The 24,911-nt window shown below is 75.0% G+C and carries 18 protein-coding genes and 1 pseudogene; 12 read left to right on the top strand and 7 right to left on the bottom strand.

What is annotated here, in order from left to right; genetic code table 11:
• Window positions 1-32 precede the first annotated feature (32 nt).
• On the top strand, window positions 33-605 hold the full coding sequence (locus OG764_RS11090; RefSeq protein WP_328968259.1) for a GNAT family N-acetyltransferase: 573 nt from the start codon (window positions 33-35) through the stop codon (window positions 603-605).
• Here the strand turns inward: OG764_RS11090 and OG764_RS11085 are convergent.
• The 3 genes from OG764_RS11085 to OG764_RS11075 are packed head-to-tail and all read right to left on the bottom strand — an operon-like array spanning window position 568 to window position 2,867.
• Window positions 568-1,470 carry a slipin family protein gene (locus OG764_RS11085; RefSeq protein WP_328968258.1) on the bottom strand — a complete coding sequence of 301 codons (903 nt, stop codon included), beginning with the start codon at window positions 1,468-1,470 and terminating at the stop codon, window positions 568-570. The genes OG764_RS11090 and OG764_RS11085 overlap by 38 nt on opposite strands.
• A 42-nt stretch (window positions 1,471-1,512) precedes the next feature.
• A complete protein-coding gene (locus OG764_RS11080) occupies window positions 1,513-2,415 on the bottom strand; it encodes an aminoglycoside phosphotransferase family protein (protein WP_328968257.1) in 903 nt (300 codons plus the stop codon).
• Between the two features lie 26 nt (window positions 2,416-2,441).
• Window positions 2,442-2,867 carry a ferritin-like domain-containing protein gene (locus tag OG764_RS11075; RefSeq protein WP_328972946.1) on the bottom strand — a complete coding sequence of 142 codons (426 nt, stop codon included), beginning with the start codon at window positions 2,865-2,867 and terminating at the stop codon, window positions 2,442-2,444.
• Between the two features lie 773 nt (window positions 2,868-3,640).
• On the opposite strand from OG764_RS11075, the gene rimP reads away from it, so the two are divergent.
• The 9 genes from rimP to OG764_RS11030 all read left to right on the top strand — a co-directional run bounded on the left by rimP (window position 3,641) and on the right by OG764_RS11030 (window position 15,972).
• On the top strand, window positions 3,641-4,156 hold the full coding sequence (gene rimP, locus OG764_RS11070) for a ribosome maturation factor RimP (protein ID WP_328968256.1): 516 nt from the start codon (window positions 3,641-3,643) through the stop codon (window positions 4,154-4,156).
• Between the two features lie 2 nt (window positions 4,157-4,158).
• Window positions 4,159-5,154, top strand: a complete 996-nt coding sequence (gene nusA, locus OG764_RS11065) for a transcription termination factor NusA (protein ID WP_328968255.1) — start codon at window positions 4,159-4,161, stop codon at window positions 5,152-5,154.
• Between the two features lie 160 nt (window positions 5,155-5,314).
• Window positions 5,315-5,590 (top strand): YlxR family protein, encoded by a 276-nt coding sequence (locus OG764_RS11060; RefSeq protein WP_328968254.1) that lies wholly within the window; start codon window positions 5,315-5,317, stop codon window positions 5,588-5,590.
• Between the two features lie 151 nt (window positions 5,591-5,741).
• The gene (infB, locus tag OG764_RS11055) at window positions 5,742-8,909 is read left to right on the top strand and encodes a translation initiation factor IF-2 (RefSeq protein ID WP_328968253.1); all 3,168 of its coding nucleotides are present in this window, start codon (window positions 5,742-5,744) and stop codon (window positions 8,907-8,909) included.
• 163 nt (window positions 8,910-9,072) lie between these two features.
• On the top strand, window positions 9,073-9,366 hold the full coding sequence (locus OG764_RS11050) for a DUF503 domain-containing protein (protein WP_219671569.1): 294 nt from the start codon (window positions 9,073-9,075) through the stop codon (window positions 9,364-9,366).
• 26 nt (window positions 9,367-9,392) lie between these two features.
• Window positions 9,393-9,833 carry a 30S ribosome-binding factor RbfA gene (gene rbfA, locus OG764_RS11045; protein WP_328968252.1) on the top strand — a complete coding sequence of 147 codons (441 nt, stop codon included), beginning with the start codon at window positions 9,393-9,395 and terminating at the stop codon, window positions 9,831-9,833.
• Window positions 9,830-10,738 carry a tRNA pseudouridine(55) synthase TruB gene (gene truB, locus OG764_RS11040; protein WP_328968251.1) on the top strand — a complete coding sequence of 303 codons (909 nt, stop codon included), beginning with the start codon at window positions 9,830-9,832 and terminating at the stop codon, window positions 10,736-10,738. Before rbfA ends, truB begins: the two co-directional genes overlap by 4 nt.
• A 481-nt stretch (window positions 10,739-11,219) precedes the next feature.
• Complete coding sequence (locus tag OG764_RS11035; RefSeq protein WP_328968250.1) at window positions 11,220-14,945, top strand: serine protease; 3,726 nt, start codon at window positions 11,220-11,222, stop codon at window positions 14,943-14,945.
• A 67-nt stretch (window positions 14,946-15,012) separates the two neighbouring features.
• Complete coding sequence (locus OG764_RS11030) at window positions 15,013-15,972, top strand: bifunctional riboflavin kinase/FAD synthetase (RefSeq protein ID WP_328968249.1); 960 nt, start codon at window positions 15,013-15,015, stop codon at window positions 15,970-15,972.
• Window positions 15,973-16,091: 119 nt separating this feature from the next.
• Here OG764_RS11030 and OG764_RS41745 read toward each other — a convergent pair whose 3' ends face one another.
• The 4 genes and pseudogenes from OG764_RS41745 to eccE all read right to left on the bottom strand — a co-directional run bounded on the left by OG764_RS41745 (window position 16,092) and on the right by eccE (window position 21,757).
• A complete protein-coding gene (locus OG764_RS41745; RefSeq protein ID WP_443056203.1) occupies window positions 16,092-17,969 on the bottom strand; it encodes an AAA family ATPase in 1,878 nt (625 codons plus the stop codon).
• A gap of 1,311 nt (window positions 17,970-19,280) precedes the next feature.
• Window positions 19,281-19,424: pseudogene (locus OG764_RS41740) on the bottom strand (SCO5717 family growth-regulating ATPase); the annotation flags it as partial.
• A 324-nt stretch (window positions 19,425-19,748) separates the two neighbouring features.
• Window positions 19,749-20,483 (bottom strand): hypothetical protein, encoded by a 735-nt coding sequence (locus OG764_RS11020; RefSeq protein WP_328968247.1) that lies wholly within the window; start codon window positions 20,481-20,483, stop codon window positions 19,749-19,751.
• Entirely contained in the window at window positions 20,483-21,757 is a 1,275-nt protein-coding gene (gene eccE / locus OG764_RS11015; protein ID WP_328968246.1) for a type VII secretion protein EccE, read from the bottom strand. The genes OG764_RS11020 and eccE overlap by 1 nt, the downstream gene beginning before the upstream one ends.
• Window positions 21,758-22,053: 296 nt before the next feature.
• Here eccE and eccB point away from each other — a divergent pair, with 296 nt between their 5' ends.
• Together eccB and mycP are read left to right on the top strand one after the other, a co-directional pair.
• On the top strand, window positions 22,054-23,595 hold the full coding sequence (gene eccB / locus OG764_RS11010) for a type VII secretion protein EccB (protein WP_328968245.1): 1,542 nt from the start codon (window positions 22,054-22,056) through the stop codon (window positions 23,593-23,595).
• Between the two features lie 14 nt (window positions 23,596-23,609).
• Window positions 23,610-24,845: a type VII secretion-associated serine protease mycosin gene (mycP, locus tag OG764_RS11005; RefSeq protein WP_328968244.1), complete on the top strand. Its 1,236-nt coding sequence runs from the start codon at window positions 23,610-23,612 to the stop codon at window positions 24,843-24,845.
• Window positions 24,846-24,911 lie beyond the last annotated feature (66 nt).

Raw genomic sequence — 24,911 nt, 5'->3', positions numbered from 1 at the left:
CGGGGCCGGGACGGGCGAAGTAAGGTCGCCGCATGCCGCACGCACCCGGGGGCACCCCCCGCCTCCCCGCCGGAGTCGCCATCGGTCCGCTGGACCTGGGCGAGCGGGTCGACGAGGCCCTCGAAGTCCAGGCCCTCGCCTTCGGCCTGACGGAGGACGAGATCGCCATCCGGCGGCACATCGTGCTGCGCCACATGGAGTACCCGGGCGCGTGCGCGCTCGGCGCCACCGCCGCCGACGGGGCGCTGGTCGGATTCGTGTACGGGATGCCCAACGACCGCGCGCACTGGTGGTCCGGCGTGGTCGAGCCGTACCTGCGCGACAGCGCCCACGAGGCCTGGCTCGACGGCTCGTTCGTCATCACCGAACTGCACGTCCACCCCGGCTACCAGGGCCGCGGGGTGGGCCGCTCCCTGATCACGCGGATCACCGACGGGTCCGGGCAGCCGCGCTCGATCCTGTCCGCCATCGACATCGAGAGCCCCGCCCGCGCGCTCTACCGCCGGCTCGGCTACACGGATCTGGCCCGCCGGGTGCACTTCCCGAGCGCCGCCCAGCCGTATGCCGTCATGGGCGCTCCGCTGCCGCTGAACCGCCTTCCGTAGGCGGGACCGCGGCGGGCTCCGGCTCCTGGCCGGGGTCCGCGGCCGCCGGTACGGGCGCGACCGCGGCGGGGGAGGCGGGCGCGGGCTGCGCGGGGGCTGGCGGCGCGGGAGCCGCGCGCTCCAGGAAGCGCAGCAGTTCCACCGGGAACGGCAGCACCAGCGTCGAGTTCTTCTCCGCCGCGACCGCCACCACCGTCTGGAGCAGGCGCAGTTGCAGCGCCGCGGGCTGTTCGGACATCACCGCGGCCGCCTCGGCCAGCTTCTTCGACGCCTGCAGCTCCGCGTCCGCGTTGATCACCCGCGCCCGCCGCTCGCGGTCCGCCTCCGCCTGGCGCGCCATCGACCGCTTCATCGTCTCGGGCAGCGACACGTCCTTGATCTCCACCCGGTCGATCTGCACGCCCCAGCCGACGGCCGGACTGTCGATCATCAGCTCCAGGCCCTGGTTGAGCATCTCGCGGTTGGACAGCAGGTCGTCCAGGTCGCTCTTGCCGATGATCGACCGCAGCGAGGTCTGCGCCATCTGCGAGACCGCGAACCGGTAGTCCTCGACCGCGATGATCGCGTTCGCCGGGTCGATGACCTTGAAGTACACCACCGCGTCCACCCGGACCGTGACGTTGTCCCGGGTGATGCCCTCCTGGGCGGGCACCGGCATCGTCACGATCTGCATGTTCACCTTGTGCAGCCGGTCCAGGACCGGCACCACCATCGTGAGGCCGGGCACCCTGATGCCCTCCCGCAGCCGTCCGAAGCGGAACACCACGCCGCGTTCGTACTGCTTGACCACCCGGGCGGCGGCTCCCAGATACACCGCGACGCCGACGCCCGCGGCTGCGATCGCTGTCAGCAGTTCCTCGACCATGACGGCCCCCTGCCAGGCGTACCCCTTACCTACGGTATGCCCCTACAGCCAGGCGGCGAACTCCAGCAGCAGCTCCGCGTCCCGGCGGCGCCCGGCGGCCACCGCGCGCACCCCGGACTCGACGGCACGGAACAGCGTCCAGCCGCGCAGCCGCTCCGGGTCCACGTCCAGCGACTCGGCGAGCCGGGTCAGCCGCCGCCGCACCCCCGCGGCCCCCGTCGTGGAGGCGACCTGGTCGTCCAGCCGGTCCCTGACCAGGCGCGCCAGGTCGTAGGCCCGCTCGCCGACCAGCGGGTCCGGCCCCACCGTCAGCCACGGCGCCCGGTCGCCCGCCAGCACCTTGCCCTGCCGGAACGCGCCGTGCAGAAGGACCTCCTCGGGCGGCAGCGCCACCAACTCGGCGCGCGCGTCCAGCGCCGCCCCGGCCAGCGCCCGCAGGGTCTCGGGGGCCTGCCGCACGGGCTCCGACTGCCGTCCGGTGCGCTCGGCCACCGTCTCGAAGGGGTGTCCGACCGGCGGCTGCACCCACAGCCGGCGGATCGTCCCCGCGGCCTCCAGAAGGGCCTTCGCCTCGGGCAGCGAGCGCAGCGAGACCTCCGCCTGGAGCCGCTCCAGCAGCAGCGCGCCGTCGTCGTGCCGGGTGTCGAGCACCCGTACGGCGCCGAAGCCGCCCCAGTGGGCCAGCGCGGCCAGCTCCCGGTCCGGCCGGGAGGCCGGCGGGGCGAGCTTGAGGGTGGCGGGGGTGCCGTCCGGGTAGCGGACCAGCACCACCATGCTGCTGCGGCCGCCGGGGGTCTGGACCCGCTGGGCCGTCAGCCCGCGCCGGGACACGGCGTCCCGGGCCAGGCCGGGCAGCGCACCGAGCCATTCGGCGGTCCGGTCCTCAGGGGCCCCGGGCATCTCGCCGAGCGCCCGTACGAGGAGCTCCGGCGGTTCGAAAGCCATACGTGCAAGGTCCCTTTCAGCTTTTTTCAGCTTTTGTCGGCTCGTTCCGATCGTTCCGCGAGCCCAGGGAAGGCTACGCCGACACCGTGCCAGCGTGCCGCCCGCACGGCCGCCCCGGTCAGTGCGTCGGCGGCGGTGCGGCGCAGCGGACCCTGCCCGGCGCGCACCAGATCCGCGTAGGCGCCCGCCACCCGGTCCTCGATCACGGCCGCGAGGCGCTCGGCGTCGGCGGCCGTGCGGACCGGCGCGGGCAGCGCGTACGCGGCCTCCGACGGGCGGGGCGCGCCGCCCAGTTCGCGCACCGTACGGGTGAGGGCGTCGCGCCGGGCGTGGTGCTCGGCGAACGCCTGCCGGGCCTCGGCCCCGCGGTCGTCCGCGGCGCGCGCGCCGACCACGCCGTACCCGTACACGGCCGCGTGCTCGGCGGCCAGTGCCGCCTGCGCGGCCGCCAGCGCCGCGGCCCGCGCCCGCGGGTCGGAGGGGCCCGCGCCGCCACCGGCCTTCGCGGCCTTCCCGGGTGCGCCGGGGGAGTCCGCGGTGCCCTTCGCCGTCAGGAGGTACGCGTGGACCGACCCGCAGGCCGCGACCGAGGCCAGCAGCCTGGCCAGCTCGCCGGGCGCCTGGCCCAGGGCGGTGCCGCGGGCCTCGGCCAGGCTCCGCTCGGCCCCGGCGAGCGCGGCCAGGGCCTCCTGCGGCGCGGCCGGCACCGGGGCGGTCGCGGCCGGGGGAGCGGCCGCTCCGGTCGCGCCCGCGGGCACGGACGGGGCCGTCGAGGGAGGGGCCGTCGCGCCCCGGGGGGCCAGCGCGGCCACGTGGGCCGCGACGGCCGCCCGCAGCGGGGCCAGCCGGCCGGCGAGCGCCGGATGCGCCGCCGCCGTCGCGTCGTACCGGGCGAGCAGCCCGGTGCTCTCCCGGACGGCCGTCTCCCGCATCCGCCGTTCGAGCGACACCGCGCGCCGCTCCGCGCGCTCGGCGCCGCTCTCGCCCGAACACCCGGTGATCAGCACGCCCGTCGCCGCACCGGCGGCCCCGGCGAGCAGGCTTCGTCGCGAAGGGATGGTGAAGGGCACGTGAAGTCCTCGCAGTGGCAGGCGGCGGGCAGGTGATCACCGTACCCGGGGCCGCCGCCCCCGGGGCGGACGGCAACACCCCCTTGGACCGGATACCCTTTGACCTGACACGCGACGGAAACCACAACAGCACACGCGGCCGAGGAGTCACCCGGATGAGCACCACCCAGAGCGACAGGCTGCGCGGACTTCTGGAACCGCTGGTCGCCGCGAAGGACCTGGACCTGGAGGACATCGAGCTGTCCCGGGCGGGCAAGCGGCGGATGCTCCGGATCATCGTGGACTCCGACGACGGCGTGGAACTGGACACCTGCGCGGAGCTGAGCCGCGAGATCTCCGACACGCTGGACGAGACCGACGCGATGGGCGAGGACGAGTACGTCCTCGAAGTCAGCTCGCCGGGCGCCGACCGCCCGCTGACCGAGCGCCGCCACTACGTACGGGCCATCGGCCGCCTCGTGAAGTTCCAGCTCGCCGCCGACGGCGAGAAGGCTGCCGGCGACCTGGTCGCGCGCATCCTCGACGTGGACGACGAGGGCATGGACCTGGAGGTTCCCGGCGTGAAGGGCCGCAAGGCCACCGCCCGCCGCATCGCCTTTGCGGAGATCGTCAAGGCGCGTGTCGAAATCGAGTTCAACCGCAAGAACGACACGAAGGAAGAGGAGGCGTAGCCGTGGACATCGACATGAGCGCCCTGCGGGGTCTGGTCCGGGAGAAGGAGATCTCCTTCGACCTGCTGGTCGAGGCGATCGAGTCCGCTCTCCTCATCGCGTACCACCGCACCGAGGGCAGCTTCCGGCGCGCCCGCGTCGTGCTCGACCGCACCAACGGTCACGTGGTCGTGTGGGCGACGGAAGACCCCAGGGACCTCGAAGAGGGCCAGGAGCCCAAGGAGTTCGACGACACCCCGTCCGACTTCGGCCGGATCGCAGCGACGACGGCCAAGCAGGTCATCCTCCAGCGTCTGCGCGACGCCGAGGACGACCTGACGTTCGGCGAGTTCCTCGGCCGCGAGGGCGACGTCATCACGGGCGTCGTGCAGCAGGGCAAGGACCCCAAGAACGTCCTCGTCGACATCGGCAAGCTCGAGGCCATCCTGCCGGTGCAGGAGCAGGTCCCGGGCGAGGAGTACACGCACGGCCTGCGGCTGCGCACGTACGTGGTCCGGGTGGCGAAGGGTGTCCGCGGTCCGTCCGTGACCCTGTCGCGCACCCACCCCAACCTGGTGAAGAAGCTCTTCGCGCTGGAGGTCCCTGAGATCGCCGACGGTTCCGTCGAGATCTGCGCGATCGCCCGCGAGGCCGGCCACCGCACCAAGATCGCGGTCCGCTCCACCCGGTCCGGCATCAACCCGAAGGGCGCCTGCATCGGCCCGATGGGCGGCCGCGTGCGCAACGTCATGGCCGAGCTGCACGGCGAGAAGATCGACATCGTCGACTGGTCGGACGACCCGGCGGAGATGGTGGCCAACGCGCTGTCCCCCGCACGGGTGAGCCGGGTCGAGATCGTCGACATGTCCCAGCGCTCCGCGCGGGTGACCGTGCCCGACTACCAGCTGTCGCTGGCCATCGGCAAGGAGGGCCAGAACGCCCGCCTCGCCGCCCGCCTCACCGGCTGGCGCATCGACATCCGGCCCGACACCGAGCCGGACGAGCAGACCGGGCGCTGACCCGGCGGGGCCCGGCGGGCGGCCGTGGTGCCGCGGCGGCCGGGCTCCGGGAATAATCCGCTACCCGCCGGGGGTTCCCGGCGGGTAGACAAGTAGCGACGACAACCGTTCGATTTCTCGCCCGAAGAGGTGAGGTCGGTGCGGGGAGGTAGACTTAAGCGTGTCTGGCCGGACGCAAGCCCGTGCATGCCCTGAACGCACCTGTGTGGGGTGCCGGAAGCGAGCGGCCAAGAGCGACCTGCTGCGCATCGTGGCGATCGAGGGCGAATGCGCCCCGGATCCTCGCGGTACGCTGCCCGGCCGGGGTGCGTACGTCCACCCCGCCCTGGTCTGCCTCGACCTGGCGGTCCGCCGCCGGGCGTTTCCCCGGGCCCTTCGGGTCCCGGAAGCGCTCGACACCGCGGAACTGCGCAAGGTCGTCGAGGCGACACCGTAAGAAGAAGTACGGCACGGGACCATCACCGTGCGGTCAGGTACCTCGCGAGTTGGAAGTAGGTCGAGATTGCGATGAGCACTCGATGAGTACGCGATGAGTACGCCCATGAAGTAGCGACGGTCCGGCGTAACCCGGACCTAAAAGGAGCGAAGTGGCTAAGGTCCGGGTATACGAACTCGCCAAGGAGTTCGGGGTAGAGAGCAAGGTCGTCATGGCCAAGCTCCAAGAACTCGGTGAATTCGTCCGTTCGGCGTCCTCGACGATCGAGGCGCCGGTTGTACGCAAGTTGACTGACGCACTGCAGGGGCCCGGCACCGCCGGCAAGTCCGCTGCAAAGCCCGGCGCGCCCCGCAAGGCCGCGCCCTCCCCCGCTGCGGCCGCCGGCCGCCCGGGTGGTTCCCCCTCGCCCGCGGCGCCGTCTCCGGCCGCCGCGGCACGTCCCGCTGCCCCGAAGCCCGGCGCCCCGGCCCCCAAGCCGGCCGTTGCCGAGGCTCCGGCCGCAAGCGCCCCCGTGACGCCGGCCGCCTCCGGCCCGCGTCCCGGCCCGAAGGCTCCGGCCCCGAAGCCCGCTCCGGCGGCTCCGGCTCCGGCCGTGCCCGAGTTCACCGCGCCGCCGGCGGCTCCCGCCGCGCAGCAGCAGCGTCCCGCCGGCGCGACCCCCGGTCCGCGTCCCGCGGCCCAGCAGCGTCCGGAGCGTCCGGCGGCTTCCGGTCAGGGCGGTGCCCGTCCCGGCGCGCCGCGTCCGGCCGGTTCGGCCCCCGGTGCCCAGGCCCCCCGTCCGGGTGGCGCCCAGGCTCCGCGTCCCGGTGCCCGCCCCGCGGGCCCGCGTCCGGGCAACAACCCCTTCACCTCCGGCGGCTCCACCGGCATGGCGCGCCCGCAGGCGCCCCGTCCCGGCGGCGGCGCGCCGCGTCCCGGCGGCGCTCCCGGCGCCGGCCAGGGCGGCCCGCGTCCGCAGGGCGCCGGTCAGGGCGGTCCCCGTCCGCAGGGTCCCGGCCAGGGCGGTCCCCGTCCCTCGCCGGCCGGCATGCCGCGTCCGCAGGGCGGTGCCCCGCGTCCCGGTGGCGCCCCCGGCGGCAACCGCCCGAACCCGGGCATGATGCCGCAGCGTCCGGCTGCCGGTCCCCGCCCCGGCGGCGGTCCCGGCGGTGCCGGTCGTGGGCCCGGCGCCGGTGGCCGCGGTCCCGGCACCGGTGGTGCCGGTCGTCCGACCGGCGGCGGCTTCGCCGGCCGTCCGGCCGGTCCCGGTGGCGGCGGTCGTCCCGGTGGCGGCGGCGGCTTCGGCGGCCCGCGTCCCGGTGGTGGCGGCGGCTTCGGCGGCGGTCCCGGTGCGGGTGGCGGCGGTCGTCCCGGCTTCGGCGGTCGTCCCGGTGGTCCGGGTGCCCGTGGTGGCACGCAGGGCGCCTTCGGCCGTCCCGGCGGTCCCGCGCGTCGCGGTCGCAAGTCGAAGCGTCAGAGGCGCCAGGAGTACGAGGCCATGCAGGCCCCGTCCGTGGGCGGCGTGATGCTGCCCCGCGGCAACGGCGAGACCGTTCGCCTGTCGCGCGGTGCGTCCCTCACCGACTTCGCGGAGAAGATCAACGCCAACCCGGCGTCGCTGGTCGCGGTCATGATGAACCTCGGCGAGATGGTCACTGCCACGCAGTCCGTCTCCGACGAGACCCTGCTGCTCCTCGCCGGCGAGATGAACTACACGGTTCAGATCGTCAGCCCGGAGGAGGAGGACCGCGAGCTCCTGGAGACCTTCGACATCGAGTTCGGCGAGGACGAGGGCGGCGAGGAATTCCTCATGCCGCGTCCGCCGGTCGTGACCGTCATGGGTCACGTCGACCACGGTAAGACCCGACTCCTCGACGCGATCCGCAAGACCAACGTGGTCGCGGGCGAGGCCGGTGGCATCACCCAGCACATCGGTGCGTACCAGGTCTCCACCGAGGTCAACGACGAAGAGCGCAAGATCACCTTCATCGACACCCCGGGTCACGAGGCGTTCACCGCCATGCGTGCCCGTGGTGCCAAGTCGACCGACATCGCGATCCTCGTGGTGGCGGCCAACGACGGTGTCATGCCGCAGACGATCGAGGCCCTGAACCACGCCAAGGCGGCCAACGTGCCGATCGTGGTCGCGGTCAACAAGATCGACGTCGAGGGTGCCGACCCGGTCAAGGTGCGCGGTCAGCTGACCGAGTACGGCCTGGTGGCCGAGGAGTACGGCGGCGACACCATGTTCGTCGACATCTCCGCCAAGCAGGGTCTGCACATCGACTCCCTGCTCGAGGCCGTCGTCCTCACCGCCGACGCCTCGCTCGACCTGCGGGCCAACCCGGAGCAGGACGCTCAGGGTATTGCGATCGAGTCCCACCTCGACCGCGGCCGCGGTGCCGTCTCCACCGTCCTGGTGCAGCGCGGTACCCTCCGCATCGGCGACACGATGGTGGTCGGCGACGCGTACGGCCGAGTCCGCGCGATGCTCGACGACAAGGGCAACAACGTCGAGGAAGCGGGTCCCTCGACCCCCGTCCTGGTCCTGGGTCTCACCAACGTCCCCGGCGCCGGCGACAACTTCCTCGTCGTCGACGAGGACCGTACGGCCCGCCAGATCGCCGAGAAGCGGGCGGCGCGCGAGCGCAACGCCAACTTCGCCAAGCGCACCCGCCGGGTGTCCCTCGAGGACCTCGACAAGGTGCTCAAGGCCGGTCTGGTCCAGGAACTCAACCTCATCATCAAGGGCGACGCGTCCGGTGCGGTCGAGGCTCTCGAGTCCTCGCTGCTCCAGCTCGACGTCGGTGAAGAGGTCGACATCCGGGTCCTGCACCGCGGTGTGGGTGCGGTCACGGAGTCGGACATCGACCTGGCCATGGGCTCCGACGCCATCGTCATCGGCTACAACGTCCGTGCGGCCGGCCGTGCCGCGCAGATGGCGGAGCGCGAGGGCGTCGACGTCCGGTACTACTCGGTGATCTACCAGGCCATCGAGGAGATCGAGGCGGCCCTGAAGGGTCTCCTGAAGCCCGAGTACGAAGAGGTCGAGCTCGGTACGGCGGAGGTCCGCGAGATCTTCCGCTCGTCCAAGCTGGGCAACATCGCCGGTGTCCTCATCCGCTCCGGCGAGGTCAAGCGCAACACCAAGGCGCGGCTCCTGCGCGATGGCAAGGTCATCGCCGAGAACCTCACCATCTCCGGTCTGCGCCGCTTCAAGGACGACGTCACCGAGATCCGCGAAGGCTTCGAGGGCGGTATCAACCTCGGAAACTTCAACGACATCAAGATCGACGACGTCATCGCGACGTACGAGATGCGCGAGAAGCCCCGCGCGTAAGCGCGAGGCGGTTCGCACCGTGTCGTAGGTGCTGTCACACCGGGGCCGGTCGGCGGAATATCCGTCGATCGGCCCCGGCCGTTGCGTGTACGGTTCTGGTGACCCCGCCGGGCGACGGCCCGGCAGGCCACCTAACCCGCACCGGCGGGATATCCGGAACTGCATGTACGTGGGGACTCTGTCCTTCGACCTGCTCCTCGGCGACGTCCATTCGCTGAAGGAGAAACGCTCCGTCGTCCGGCCCATCGTCGCCGAGCTCCAGCGCAAGTTCTCTGTGAGCGCGGCCGAGGTGGGTGACCAGGACCTCCATCGCAGGGCCCGGATAGGGGTGGCCCTGGTGTCGGGGGACGCGGGGTTCGTATCGGACGTACTGGACCGCTGCGAGCGGCTGGTCGCGGCGCGTCCGGAGGTGGAGCTGCTGTCGGTGCGACGCCGGCTCCACGGTGATGAAGACTGAATGCAAGGAAAGAAGGAGACGGACCAGTGGCCGACAACGCGCGGGCGAAGAAGCTGGCGGACCTCATCCGGGAGGTGGTCGCCCAGAAGCTGCAGCGCGGTATCAAGGACCCGCGTCTCGGTACGCACGTGACCATCACCGACACCCGGGTCACCGGTGACCTGCGGGAGGCCACGGTCTTCTACACGGTCTACGGCGACGACGAGGAGCGGGAAGCCGCGGCCAAGGGCCTGGAGAGCGCCAAGGGCATCCTGCGCTCCGCGGTCGGCCAGGCGGCGGGCATCAAGTTCACGCCCACCCTGACCTTCGTCGCGGACGCCCTGCCGGAGACCGCGAAGACGATCGAGAGCCTTCTCGACCAGGCGCGCGCCTCCGACGCCCAGGTGCGCCAGGCCTCCTCGGGTGCCACGTACGCCGGCGAAGCCGACCCGTACAAGAAGCCGGGCGAGGACGACACCGAAGAATGAGCACCGACAGGCAGAAGACGCCGGACGGCCTGGTCATCGTCGACAAGCCGTCCGGCTTCACCTCGCACGACGTGGTGGCCAAGATGCGCGGGATCGCCAAGACCCGTCGCGTCGGCCACGCGGGCACCCTCGACCCGATGGCGACGGGCGTGCTCGTGCTCGGTGTGGAGAAGGCCACCAAGCTGCTCGGCCACCTCGCGCTGACCGAGAAGGAGTACCTCGGTACGATCCGGCTCGGCCAGAACACGCTGACCGACGACGCCGAGGGCGACCTCACCTCGTCCACCGACGCCTCCGCGGTCACCCGCGAGGCGGTGGACGCGGGCATCGCGAAGCTGACCGGCGACATCATGCAGGTGCCGTCCAAGGTCAGCGCCATCAAGATCGACGGCGTGCGGTCGTACAAGCGGGCCCGTGAGGGCGAGGAATTCGAGATCCCGGCCCGGCCGGTCACGATCTCCTCCTTCCAGGTGTACGACATGCGCGAGGCGGAGGCCGCGGACGGCACGAAGGTGGTCGACCTCGTGGTCTCCGTCGTCTGCACCAGCGGCACCTACATCCGCGCCATCGCGCGCGACCTCGGCGCGGACCTCGGCGTGGGCGGTCACCTGACCGCGCTGCGCCGTACCCGGGTCGGCCCGTACAAGCTGGACAAGGCGCGGACCCTGGACCAGCTCCAGGAGGAGCTGACCGTCATGCCGCTCGCCGAGGCGGCCGCCGCGGCCTACCCGCGGTGGGACCTCGACGAGAAGCGGGCCCGGCTGCTGGGCAACGGCGTACGGCTGGAGATGCCGGACGAGTACCCGGCCGGGCGCTCGGTCGCGGTCTTCGGGCCGGACGGGAAGCTGCTGGCCCTCGTGGAGAGCAAGGGCGGCAAGGCGAAGTCCCTCGCGGTCTTCGTCTGACGCGGTCCTCGTCGGATTCGTCGGATTCGTCGGCGTCGAGCCGGTGGCGGTGAGCTGTCGCACGGCCGGGCCGCAGCACAGCCGGGCAGGGTATCCCTGCCCGGCTGTCGTGCTCTGGGCGTGTCGCGGCTGTGGTGCGGTGCCCCCGGTGGCGTGGTGCCTTCTGCGGCGCGCCGCCGCTGTGGTGCTTCGCTGTGGTGCTTCGCTGTGGTGCTTCGTTGCCGTGCTTCGTTGCCGTGCTTTCGGTGTCGTGGAGCGGTGAGCGCACCCCCCTGTGACGCTCACCGCTCCACGTTCCCCCGGCCCCCCCCCTCGTGCCCCCCGCACGGTGTCTATCCATCCGGCACCCGTTATTCACCCGACCGAGCAGGCGCTCGGAGTGAATGGAGGGAGCGCAGGGGGGCGCATCGGGCAGGCGTTCTGTACCGGCTGATCTTTGCCGACCTACCGTCGTCCTCACCGGGCGTGGAGGGAGCGGGCGATGACGGCGCTGGTCAGGATCTGTGATCTCGCCGGACGGCCGCGGGGCAGCGGTTTCGTCGCCGACGACGGCGGGACGGTGGTCACCGGCCACGAGGCCGTGGACGGCCTGGACCGGGTGGTGCTGCACGCACCGGGGGAGCGGACCTGGCTGGCCGGACCCGAGGCGATCGCGCCGCTCCCGGAGTTCGGGCTCGCGCTGGTGCGCACGGACGGGCTGGGGCTGCGGCCGCTGCCGGTCAGCCCGCGCGACCGGGTGCCGTCCGGGACGTACGTACGACTGGCCGCGCGGGGCTGGCGGCAGGCGCGGGTGCTCGGCGAGACGGAGGTCGCGTACACGGCGGACGACCGGGCGTACCGGCTGGCCGCCGCGCTGGAGCTGGCCATCGGCACCGACGGGAGCGACGCGCTGCGGCTCGGCGGAGAGGTGTGCGGCGGGCCGGTGCTCGACGCCGGAACCGGAGCGGTGCTCGCGGTCCTGGGCAGCGCTCTGCACGCGGAGCACCGCTCGGCCGGGTTCGCCGTACCGCTGCGGGCCGCCGCGGCCGCGGACCCCGCCGGACCGCTCGCCCGGCTGCTGGCGCGCAACGCGGCCACCGTGCCCGGCTACGGGGCGGACCTGAACCTCGCCGGCGCGCTCCAGCTCACGGCCACCTGCGGATGCCCGCCCGCCACCGGGCCTGAATTCGTCGAACGCCCTGACGTGGCAAGGGAGTTCGCCGCCTTCGAGGCCTCCGAGGCCGTGCTGCTCGGGCTGGCCGGCGACCCCGGCACCGGCCGGAGCGCCGAACTCGCCGCGCTCGCCGCCCGCCGGGCCCGCGGCCCGCAGCCCGCTCCCACCGTCCTGCTGCGGGGCGCGGACCTGGCCGCCACGGACACCGGGGTGGCCGACGCGGTGGCCCGCGCGCTCGGCGAGGCCGGCCGGATCCTCGCCGCGGCCGGAGCCGACGGCGACATGACCGCGGCCACCCCCGACCGGATCGCCGCCCTGGCGCGCGCTGCCGGCCGGCCGCTGCTGGTGCTGCTCGACGGGCCCGAGGAGATGCCCGCGGCGCTCGCCCACCGGCTGGCCGGGTGGACGGCCGGCACGGCACGGTGGCTGCGGGCCGCGGGGGCCCGGATGGTCGTCGCCTGCCGGACCGAGCACTGGGAACGGGCCGCCGCGCTGTACCCGCCGCAGGCGCTGCACCGGCCGCTGCGGGCCGCGCGCGGCCTGCCCGGGGCGGTGCGCCTGGGCGGGCTGCCCGCACCGCAGGCCGCCCTGGCCCGGGCCAAGTACGGGATCCCGGAGGGGGTGCTGGGCGGGCCGGACGCGGCGCACCCGCTGGCGCTGCGGCTGCTCGCGGAGGTCAGGGCGGCCGGGGTCACCGGCGGGCGGCCGGACCGGGACGCGGTCTTCGGCGCCCACCTCGACCTGATGTGCCTGCGGATCGCGGTGCGGCTGGCGGCCGGGGAGCCGTCGCCGCCCCGCGGGCCGGCGGTCCGGCGGCTCGCCGCGCGGGTCTCGGGGCGCGTCCACGAGGCGGCCCGGCACTGCCTGGGCCCCGGCGGGGGCGCGCTGGAACGCGCGGCCTTCGAGGAGCTGTTCCCCTGGCGGACGGGCTGGGCCGCGGCCGTCCTCGCGGAAGGCTTGCTGCTCCCCGCGGGCCCCGGCTACCGCTTCGCCCACGAGGAACTCGCCGACTGGCTCCAGTCCCGCCACCTCGACCTCCCGGCGACCCTGGCCACGCTGGTGCACCGGCGCGCGGACGGCGATCCGGCTGCGGCCCGGGGCGGTGTCCGCGCGGGAGGGGATCGCGGGCAGGGGACCGGGCAGGGGGGCGGGACGGCTGCGTGGCCGCGGGAGCGGATCGGGCCGGTGTGGGAAGCCTTGCGGCGGGCCGAGGCGGCGGGAGGGACTCCCGACGGGCAGCTGATGGGGCTCGTCGAGGCGCTGCACGCCCGCCCGGACCCGGACGCCGGCTGGTGGGCGGCCCGGCTGCTGCGCGCGACCCTGCTGCGCTGCGCGGACGCGGAGCGGTATCTGCCGGTGCTGCACGCGCTCGCCGAGCACGTCGCCGAGACGGGCCCCGGGGCGTTCGGAGGCTGGTTCTGGAACCGGCTCCCGGTGACCGAGCCCGTACGTCTCGACCTGCTCCGCCGGCTGCTGCCGTCGGACGCGCCGCCTGCCGACGCGCGGCCCGGCGATGCGCCGTCTGCCGATGCGCCGCGCGCCGACGGCCCGCACCCGCCCGGGGGCGTCGGGGCGTTCGGTGCCGTCCGGTCGGCCGGTGGCCCGGGCCCGTCCGAGCCGGCCGACGGCTCGCGCCCGTCCGGGCCCGTCGACGGCCCGGGTGGGGCTGCGCCCGCCGACTGCCCGCCGGGGACCGCCGCCGGGGCCGCCGGCCCGGCGGACCGCTTCATCGATGCCGCCGCCCGGCGGCTGCGGCGGGACCCGCGGGGCGTGCAGCCGTTGCTCTGCGGGTGGTTCACGGACGAGCGGGCGTTGCGCGGCCGGCCCGGGGCCACGGTGGCGACCGCCGCCCAGGCGCTCCTGCACACCCACCGGCGGCTCGCCGTCGACGAACTCACCGAGACGCTCGTCGGCTGCGCCCACCCGCGCGCCGACGAACTCCTGGCCGCGCTCGCCGAGGAGGAGCCGTCCGCGCTCTGCCGGGCCGTGGACCGCTGGTCCCACGATCCCCGGCCCGAGCGCCGGGTCGCCGCGGCCGCCTACGGGCCGCTCGCCGCCCGGCACGCCGACACCGCCGCCGACCGCGAACTCCTGCGCTACGCCGCCCTCGCGCTGCTCGCCCGCCCCGAGGACGGCACCCTGCACGGGGCCGCCCTCGCCCTGCTGGTCCGCGACCCCGACACCCGTTCCCGGTACCTGCCCGCCGCCCTGGAGCGCTTCGCCGCGGGCGACCCGCGGCTGCCCGCCGACGCGCTGGCCGTGGCCCTCGCCACCCACCCCGACCCGGTGTTCGCCGCCTTCCGCGACCGGCTGCGCGCCCCCCGCGACACGGCCGGCGACGATGCCGGCCCAGGCGTCGGCCCGGGTGCGGGCGCCGGTGCCGGCTCGGGTACGGGCGCGGGCGCGGTACTGCGGGCCCTCGCCGAGGTCACCGAGCCCGTCCAGGCCCGCCGCGCCGCCGCCCTCGTACGCGAACACCTCGACCACCGCCCCGACGGCGCCGCGTACGCCGCCGCCTTCGTCGACCGGCGCCTGGACCACGGCCCGGCCGCCCGCCAGGTCCTCTTCCCGCTCGTCGTCGGCCTGCTGCGGGGCCGCCCGGCGGCTGTCCGGCGCGCCCTGGCGCCCGTACTGGCCGCGCCGGGCACCGAGGCCTCCCGACCGCTGCGGGCCGAGCTGCTCACCGTCCTGCTGGAGTGCGAGGACCGGCACGAGGTCCTCGACGCCGTGCTGTGCGCGGCGGCCGGCGCGGCCGCGGCGCGCGGCGCGGACGCCACCCGCGAGCTGGTCCGCCGTACCGCCCGGCTGCTGGCCCGGACGCCGGAGGGGGCCGCCGTCCTGGACCTGCGGCTGGCGGAGCTGGCGCGCACCGTGCCGGGGTTCGCCGTACTCGCGGCGGGCTGGCTGGCGGCGCGGCCCCAGGAGTGGTCGGCGGTGCTCGGGCCGGGCGCGCGGCGCACGCTGGAGACCCTGGCGGGTGCGGACCGCGCGGACTTGAGCCCGATACCGATGAGGGCCGAGGACCATGGGCATGGCAGTCTTAGTCCTGCGTAATCGCGCCATACGGGATTACGAACACGGGATCAGGATCACTACAGGGTTCGGGCGAGGAGCGGTCACAGTGCAGCGCTGGCGTGGCTTGGAGGACATCCCCCAGGACTGGGGACGCAGCGTCGTCACCATCGGCTCCTACGACGGTGTCCACCGGGGGCATCAACTGATCATCGGACAGGCCGTGGCGCGCGCCCGCGAGCTGGGCGTCCCGTCCGTCGTCGTCACCTTCGACCCGCACCCCAGCGAGGTCGTCCGGCCGGGCAGCCACCCGCCGCTGCTGGCCCCGCACCACCGGCGTGCCGAGCTCATGGCCGGGCTGGGCGTGGACGCGCTGCTGATCCTGCCGTTCACGGCGGAGTTCTCGCAGCTGTCCCCGGCCGACTTCATCGTGAAGGTGCTCGTCGAGGCGCTGCACGCGAAGGTCGTCATCGAGGGCCCCAACTTCCGCTTCGGGCACAGGGCCGCGGGCAACACCGCGTACCTGACGGAGCTGGGCGCGACGTACGACTACGAGGTCGAGGTCGTGGACCTGTTCGTGCGCGGCGAGGCGGGCGGCGGCGTGCCGTTCTCGTCGACGCTGACCCGGCGCCTGGTCGCCGAGGGCGACGTCGAGGGCGCCGCCGAGATCCTCGGCCGTCCGCACCGGGTCGAGGGCGTCGTGGTGCGCGGCGCGCAGCGGGGGCGCGAGCTCGGCTACCCGACGGCGAACGTCGAGACGCTGCCGCACACCGCGATCCCCGCGGACGGCGTGTACGCGGGCTGGCTGACGGCGGACGGCGAGCGGATGCCGGCCGCGATCTCGGTCGGCACCAACCCGCAGTTCGACGGCACCGAGCGGACCGTCGAGGCGTACGCCATCGACCGGGTCGGGCTCGACCTGTACGGGCTGCACGTCACGGTGGACTTCCTCGCGTACGTGCGCGGGATGGCGAAGTTCGAGTCGCTGGACGGGCTGCTGGAGGCGATCGCCGACGACGTGAAGCGGTCGCGGGCGCTGACGGACGCGTACGACGCGGCGGCGCGCTGAGCGCCTACGGGGTTTTCACCTACGGGTGACGGGCGAGGGCCCGTACCGTCCTGGCGGACGGTACGGGCCCTCGTCGCGTACGGGCGCCCGCGGGCGCGTGCGGGAGTTGCCGCCGGGGGTCAGTGGCCGGGCTGCTGCCCGTAGGGGGACTGCGGGGGCTGAGGGTGCTGGTACGGCTGCTGCTGGGGGTTGTAGGGGTACTGGGGGTAGGGCTGGGGCTGGGGCTGGTGCGGCTGGGGCTGCGGCTGCTGGTGGCCCGGGTGCGGCGGCGGGGCGGGGTACTGCTGGCCCTGGTGGGGCGGCAGGCCGGGGCCGCCCGGGAGCGGCTGCCCCCACACGGGCTGCCCCTTGGCCTGCTGCGCGCGGGCGAAGTCCTCGGCCACCAGGGTGGCGAGGTGGAAGTACGCCTCCCGGGTCTTGGGGCGCATCATGTCGAGGTCGACCTCGGCGCCGGCGGCGAGGTGCTCGTCGAACGGGACCACGACCACCCCGCGGCAGCGCGTCTCGAAGTGCTGCACGATGTCGTCCACTTTGATCATCTTGCCGGTCTCGCGGACCCCCGAGATGACGGTCAGCGAGCGCGACACGAGGTCGGCGTAGCCGTGGGCGGACAGCCAGTCGAGCGTGGTGCTCGCGCTGCTGGCGCCGTCCACGGAGGGCGTCGAGATGATGATCAGCTGATCGGCGAGGTCCAGGACGCCGCGCATCGCGGAGTACAGGAGGCCGGTGCCCGAGTCGGTGAGGATGATTGGGTACTGCTTGCCGAGGGTGTCGATCGCGCGGCGGTAGTCCTCGTCGTTGAACGTCGTCGAGACGGCCGGGTCCACGTCGTTGGCGATGATCTCCAGGCCGGAGGGCGCCTGCGAGGTGAACCGGCGGATGTCCATGTACGAGTTCAGGTACGGGATCGCCTGCACCAGGTCCCGGATGGTGGCCCCGGTCTCCCGGCGCACGCGGCGGCCCAGCGTACCGGCGTCCGGGTTGGCGTCGATCGCGAGGATCTTGTCCTGGCGCTCGGTGGCCAGCGTCGAGCCGAGGGCCGTCGTGGTCGTGGTCTTGCCCACGCCGCCCTTGAGGCTGATGACGGCGATCCGGTAGCAGGACATCACCGGCGTGCGGATCAGCTCCAGCCTGCGCTGGCGCTCGGCCTCCGCCGCCTTGCCGCCGAACCGGAACCGGCCGCTGCCGGCCCCGCCCCGGCTGCTCTTCGGCTTCTGCTTGTTGCGCAGCAGCCGGTCCGAGGACAGCTCGACGGCCGCCGTGTAACCGAGCGGCGCGCCCGGCACGGAACGCTGGCGCGGGTCGTGGGCGACGGTACTGGGCCACTGCTCGCCGGCCCGCGGGTCGGTCGGCTGCACGGGTGCCGGCGGCTGCGGCTGGTGCTGGGCCGGTGCCGGTCCCGGTGCCTGCGGCTGGTGCGGCGGCTGGGCCGGCCCGTGCGGCGGTGCGTAGGCCTGCGGGTGCTCGTGCCAGGGGGTGCCCGCGACCGGCGCCTCGGGCTGGACGAGGGGATGCCCGGGGCCGCCGCCCTGCGGGGTCCCGTACGGGAACGCGCCCTGAGGCGGCGGCAGTTCGCCGGGAACGGGAGGTACCGGCGGGATCCGCACGGTCGGCGGCGAGGTCACGTCACCCCAGCCGGCACCGTCCGCGGGCACCTCGCCCAAACGGGTCCCGGCCACCGGCGGCGCCTCGGCCCCGGCGACGGGCGCCGCCGCGGGGAAGTCGCCGACCGGCTCGGCATACGGGGTGCCCGTCGTAACCGGCGCGGCGGCGGAGTCCGTTGCCGAAGTGTCCGACTCAACCGGTCCGGCAGGCACGGTCACTTCTCCGACCGGGACGGCCGACACGCCGCCGGGTGCGGCAGTTTCGGCAACGGGAGCGGGGTCATCGGGCGCGGCGGCCGGCTCGCCGTACGCCCCGGCCGCGGACGGCGCCAGGCCGGGGCCATCGGCCTCGACCGTCGCCGGTGGAACGTCTGTTGCCGCATGCGAAGCCATCGGCGTCACGCCAGGCGCGGAATCGCCCGCCGGGGCATGGCCGTTCGCCGGAGTGCCGGCAGCGTCGGCATCCGCGTGAGCGGACACGGCGGCCCGGTACGGCTCATCCGCAGCCGAACCGGGCCCCGCGGGCGGCGTGGCGCCCCGGTACGCGACACCGGGAGCCGGCACGGAATCCGCCGGAGCCGGAGCCGGAGCCGGAGCCGGAGCCGGAGCCGGAGCCGGAGCCGGAGCGGGAGCGGGAGCCGGAGCGGGAGTTGCGGCCGCCGGGTACGTGTCACCCGGAGGCTGTACGGCATCCGCAGGCGGGTACGCGTCACCGGCAGTCGGTACGGAATCCGTGGGAGTCGGAGCGGCCGCAGCTGCGTACGGGTCACCCGTGGGCGGGACCGAAGGCGCCGGAGCGGGGTACGCGTCACCCGCAGTCGGTACGGAATCCGTGGGAGTCGGAGCGGCCGCAGCTGTGTACGCGTCACCCGTGGGCGGGACCGAAGGCGCCGGAGCCGGGGCCACCGCAGGGGGGAGCGTTGCGGCCGGGGTGTGCTCGGCCCGGGCCGGAGCGGCCGGGGCCGGGTGTGCGGGAGCCTCGGGCGGGGCGAACGCTGCCGGCGGCTGCTCCGTACCCGTGGGCCCGGGAGCCGCCGCATGCGGCGGAGTGGCGCCGCCCGGCGCGGGGGAGGCCGCCTCGGCGGGGGCGTAGGCAGCGGGCGCCTGGGCCGCGGGAGCCGCGTGCGCGCCGGCCGCAGGGGAGGGCTGGGCCGGGATCCGCGGGGCCGAGACGCCATCGGGGGCCTGGCCGGGGAGCTGACCTGCAAGCCGGCCCTCACCCGGGAGCCCGCCCTGAGCCGGGACCCCGCCCTGAGCCGGGACATCGCTCGGAGGCGGCGACTGGACCGGTTCCGGAGCCTGGGCCTGGCCCGCCACCTGGCCCGGGCCTTGGCCCACCACGTGGCCCGCCGCCTGGCCTTCGCCTTGGCCCACCACGTGGCCCGGGCCTTGGCCCGCCACATTGCCCGCCGCCTGGCCTTCGCCTTGGCTCACCACCTGGCCTTGCCCCGGCATCTGCCCCTGGGCCTGGCCGGGAGTCTGGCTCTGGCTCAGAACATGCCCGTGCGCGTCCCCGTGCCCGTACGCGTGCCCGTGTCCCGGCCCCAGGGCCTGGCCGGCCACAGGCTGTTCCCGCTCCGCCGGAGCGGGCGAGACCGCGCCGGTCGGTGTGCTCGGTACGCCGGCCGGCGGGGTGGTCCAGTGCTCGAAGCCGCTGCCCGGCGGCAGGCCGGGGACCACGGGGGCCGGGGCCGCGGATCCCTGCGTGTACCAGGCGGGCGGCGTGTAGTCGATGGTGAACTCGCCCGTCAGCTCGGGCTCCGCGTCGGACTGATCATCCGTCGGGACGTCCCACGCCCCGCCGCGGCTCTCGTTCCGATCGCCGGTCACTGCGCCTCCTGGTTTCATCGCGTACCGGCGCCCCACCCTCGGGCGGCGCGCCCACGGTCAGCCTAATCGGGCCCGGACCGCCCCGGCCCCCGCTCCACCGGCCCGCCGCCGCCCCCGGAACCGGCGGCTGACGATCCCGCAACGGGCAGCCAACGGCCCCGCAACCTGCAGTCGACGGGCCCGTGACGGGGTACCCGGCGGACCTGCACACCCGCCCCCTCGACCCGCCCGCTGACGCGCCCCGCCTCCCGACGCCCCCTACTGGCGGGCCCCATCGCCTGCCGGAACCCGCACGCGCCCCGCAACACCGCACCGCCCCCGGGCCGGCCCCAGGTCCCCGCCCTAGTCGATCCGCCGCGCCGCCCCCAGCAGCCCCGTCTCCGCCTCCGTGCCCTGCGTCATGACGAACTGCCGGTCCCGATCCGTGCACCACAGGGTGACCCCGTCACCCAGTGTCGGCAGGGCCTCCACCGACTCCCGCGGCAGGTTCATCAGCCGGCCGACCTGCTCCGCCTCGTCCGGCGACACCCGCTGCACGCCCACCAGCGAGGCCTGTTCCAGCAGCCGGGGGGCCGCCGGGCTCAGGTACGGCAGCAGGGTGACCACCGACTGCCAGGGGCCCGCCGCGACCCGGCCGCGGGGCGGACGCATCCCGCAGTCCCGGACGACCAGGACGGGGCTGCCCGCCGACGCGCCCTGCGGCGGCACCCGGCCCACCTCGTGCAGCGTCACGCACGGCTGCCCGCCGCCCGCGGCTTGCGCCAGCGCCGTCCACACCGCGGCGCGGCCCGTTTCCACGGCCACCCGGGCTCCGGTGGCCGCCGCCCGCAGCGCCAGCACCTGGGCCGTCCACAATCCGCCGATCAGGGTCACCTCGTAGGGGACCGGCCGGTTGACGCCCAGCACCGCCGGCCGGCCCTGCGCGTCCACCCCGATCACCACGCCGTCGTCCCCGACCGGCACCGCCAGGGCGTCCAGCTCCGCCCACGGCACCGCGTGCCGGTCCCGGCGCGGCCCGCTGAGCCCGTAACCGAGCCGCGGCCGCGCGGTGCGGCCCGCCCCCGACCGGAAGCCCATCAGCGCGCACCGCCCAGCGGCAGCGACGCCAGCACGCCCGGCAGCTGATCGCGGTCCAGCCGGACCAGCCCCGTCCTCACGCCCCGCGCGGTACGTTCCAATTCCCTTCGGGCGGCGACCAGTTCCTCGTCGCTGCGCCCGGTGATCCGGACGTGCCCGGTCACCGTCACCTCCTGCCGCTCGCCCGCCGCCAGGGTCAGGCTGAAGTTCGTCGCCAGCGCCGGAATCGACGTCAGCAGCGCCACGAAATGCGGCAACGGCGCCTCGCCGCCGCCCAGTTGCGGCCAGCGGCCCACCCAGTACGTGGTGTGCCGGCGGTCGTCGCACCGCCAGGTCCGCGCCGTCTCCTCGGTGCGCCGCCCCGGCGTGCCCGACCGGCCCGCCTGCGTGATCGCCATCGGATTCGCGCACGAGGAGGTCGCCAGCGCCGCCGTGAGCTCCTGCTCGGTCAGCACCGTCGCCCGGAACCCGGCCCCCGCCAGCCGGCTCGCCAACTGGTCGGCCACCCGCACCACACACCGCTGCGCACCGGCCTGCCCGCCGCCGCGCGCCGCCACCGCCTCCGGGCACAGCTCCGGGTCGAGCTTGAGGGCGATCCACGTCAGCCGCACCGCGGGGGTACCCGTACGGGCCTGCAGCGGCCGGTAGTTGCGGGCGGCCATCGACTGCGGCGGCAGGTGCGGCGCGGGCGCGGGCTGGGTGTGCTGCACGAGCTGCACCGACTCCAGCCGGATCCCGTCCGTCTCCAGCACCTCGCGCAGCAGCGACAACGGCAGCGGCCGCGCCGCCCGGTCGGGCCGCAGCGCCGTCGCGTCCGTGTCCACCTGGACCAGTGCCGTCAGGAAGGTGCCGTCGCCGATCATCCCGACCGGCCGCCGCTCGCGGTCGCTGAACGTGTACGTGCGCAGGGCCGGATCGCACTCCACCACGGGCGCGAGCCCCGGCTCGGTGCCCGCGGGCACCGTGAAGGCGGCGGCCCGGCGCCGACGCGCCCGCAACCCCAGCGCGGAGCCCAGCCATTCGGGCATCGACCGCTGGTGCCGGCGCACCAGCGCGAGCAGCACCAGCACCGCCGCGAGCACCCCGGCGGGCGCCAGCAGCAGCGGACCGGCCGCCGCCGCGAGCAACACCAGCGCGCCCGCCAGCTGGAGCAGGACGAGCTGTTGCAATCGGAACGGGCCGAACCGGCCGGGCGCCGACTTCGGGCGTGGTGACACGGCGTCACGCGATGCCGCGGCCGCGGTCGTACGCGGCTCCGTCGCGGTGGCGCTCACAGGCGCACCTTCCCTTCCCCGAACGGGAATCCGCGGGGATCCGCAGGAGTCCGCGCGTACGCGCCGCACACCCGGCGGCGGCAACTGCCGCCGCGCCTCCCCGGAACCTCCCCGTTCCGCCCCAATGAACCCTGAGGACCCCGAATGCCCCCGGTACGGACGGCAACGGAAGGCAGGGGTCAGCGCGCTCACCCTACCCGCCCCCACCGGCCCCCGGACCAACGGGCATAGTAGGTTGCCGGTCCGACAACCGAGGCCCGGAGGCCCTGAGCGGTCTGGGGGAGAAGCAGGCGGTCATGGCATCACGGCGCGACGAGCTCAACGCGTACACCTTTGCGAAGAAGCGGACGGTGGCGGCCTTCTTGCAGCCGTCCGCCACCGGCACCGAGGAGGGCGCCCCGCGCCCGCTGCGCGCCGTCGTCCCCGGTCTGGTCGTCGCCGCCCTGATCCTGGCGGGATTCGGCGCGTGGGGGATGTTCCGGCCGCAGGCACCCAAGGACTGGGACCGGCCCGGCGCCAGGGTCATCGTCGGCAAGAGCTCGACCACCCGCTACGTGGTCCTGAACACGGACGGCCGGCCCCGGCTGCACCCCGTGCTCAACCTGGCCTCCGCCCGCCTGCTCCTCGACCCGAAGGACTCCGCCGACGTCATCCAGGTGAGTGACGAAATCCTGGACGCGGGCAAGCCCCCGCGCGGCCCGGTCGTCGGCATCCCGTACGCCCCCGACCGGCTGCCCGGCAAGGAGGACGCGGGCCGCGCCAAGCGCTGGGCGGTCTGCCAGCAGCCCGGCGGCAACGGCAAGGGCGTCCAGAGCGCCGCCTTCGTGCTCGCCGACCGCGAGGCGGCCTCGACGGACGACGCCCGCCGCCTCACCGGCGCCCAAGTGCTGTACGTACAGGGCCCGGACAAGGCCCGCCACCTCGTCGACGCGGACGGCACCCGGTACCGCGTCGCCGGCGCGAAGAAGGACCGCGGCACCCTCCTCAACGCGCTCGTCGGCGAACGCGAGCCGCAGCCCGTCACCGCCGACTGGCTCGCCACCCTCCACGAGGGCACCCCGATCGCCTTCCCCGAGCTCCCGGGCACCCCCGGCGCCGACGCCCGGGTCCCGGGACTGGCCACCGCCGACAACCGGGTCGGCATGGTGCTCCGCGCCACCACCGGCTCCGGCCCCCAGCACTACGTGGTGCTGCCCGGCAAGGTCCGGGCCGTCTCCGAGTTCACGGCCTGGCTGCTCATCCACGCCCCAGCGAACGAACAGCTCCACATGACCGGCCGGGCCCGGGAGGTCGACCTCCAGTCCCTCGACCCCCGGGGCGAATTCGCGGCCGGCGCCCGCTGGCCCCGGAACAAGACCGCACAGGTCAACACGGCCCCCGAGGCGGGCGTCGGATCCGGCGCGGGCGCCCGCGACACCGTGTGCAGCGTGCTGCGCCGGACCGACGCCCGCGGCCGCACCACCCTCAGCACCTGGGCCGGCACCGGCTTCCCCGTCGACATCACCGCCACCGGCAGCAGCACGTACGTCACCCCCGGCACCGGACTCCTCTACACCCAGGTCCAGGGCACCAGCCCGGACGGCTCGCTGTTCCTGCTGACCGACACCGGACTGCGGTACGCCGTCCAGGCCAACGGCGACAGCGACGCGGGCCGCTCCGGGATCGGCGCGGCCGCCCCCGGCACCGGTCAGGACGGCGCACCGGAGCCCAGCCAGGCGCAGATCCGGCTCGGCTACGGCAAGACCGCCCCGGTCCCGGTCCCCATCGCGTGGTCGGACTTCCTCTCCAAGGGGCCCCGCCTCGACACCAACAGCGCCCGCCAGCCGCAGGGTTCGTGAAGGGCGCCTCGACCATGCCGAAGAACCCGGCCCGCCGCCGTCCCCTCCTGCGCACCGCCCTGCCCGCGGCCCTCGCCGCGGTCGCCGCGGTGACCCCTTCCGCCGCCCCCGAAGCCGCGCTCGCCCCCGCCCCGTTCGCCCTCGCCGGCTCCGGCGCCTGCACCTTCCCCATGAAGAAGCAGACGCCCGGCCGCCCCTGGGCCCTCCAGCGGGTCCTCCTCGACCAGCTGTGGCAGGACACCAAGGGCAAGGGAGTCCGCGTCGCCGTCATCGACACCGGCGTCGACCGGGTCAACCCGCAGCTGCGCGACGCCGTCGACACCGCCGCCGGACGCGACTTCCTCGAAGCGGGCAAGGACGGCACCGACGACCGGATCGGGCACGGCACCAAGGTCGCCGGCGTGATCGCGGCCCGGCCCCGCGCGGGCACCGGCTTCGTCGGCCTGGCCCCCGAGGCCACCATCATCCCGATCCGCCAGAACGACGAACGCAACAGCGGCAACGCGAAGACGATGGCCGACGCCATCGACCACGCGGTGGCGCGCAAGGCCGACGTCATCAACATCTCCCAGGACACCGAGCAGCCGCTCGCCCCCACCTCCGCACTCGCCCAGGCGGTCCGCAAGGCCGTCGCCGCCGGCGTGGTCGTCGTCGCCTCCGCGGGCAACGACGGACTCGACGGCGAGCAGAAGCGGACCTACCCGGCCGCCTTCGACGACGTCCTCGCCGTCGCCTCCTCCGACCGCAACAACGAGCGCGCCGCGTTCTCCCAGTCCGGAGACTTCGTCGGGGTCGCCGCCCCCGGCGTCGACATCCTCTCCACCGTCCCCGGCGGCGGCCAGTGCGTCGACAACGGCACCAGCTTCTCCGCCCCCTACGCGGCCGGCGTGGCCGCGCTGCTGAGCGCCAAACACCCCGACTGGACCCCGCGCCAGATCATCGCCCAGATCGAGCAGACCGCGGAGCGCTCGGTCAACGGCCGTGACCGGTTCGTCGGCTGGGGCGTCGTCGACCCCGTACGGGCCCTCACCGAGGACCGCGCGCCCCGGGAGTCCCCGGAACCCGACCCGGGCCCGCCGCCCGCCGCCGCACCCGAACCCGCCGCGCTCGCCGTCGGCGAGACCCCCCAGGAACGCGACGAGCGGTACGCCACCTACGCCTTGGGCATCGCCGCCGTCCTGGTCGCTGTGATCTCCGGCACCGCGGTAGTCCTGCGCGACCGCCGCCGGCGCCGGACCCGTACGCCCTGAGAACCCGTACGGGCCGCCTTGGCCCCGGCCGGGCGAGAACCCGTACCACCCCTACTCCCGAAGGCC

Source organism: Streptomyces sp. NBC_00239 (assembly GCF_036194065.1).
GTDB lineage: Bacteria > Actinomycetota > Actinomycetes > Streptomycetales > Streptomycetaceae > Streptomyces.
This window is presented reverse-complemented; position numbering and strand designations above follow the sequence as displayed.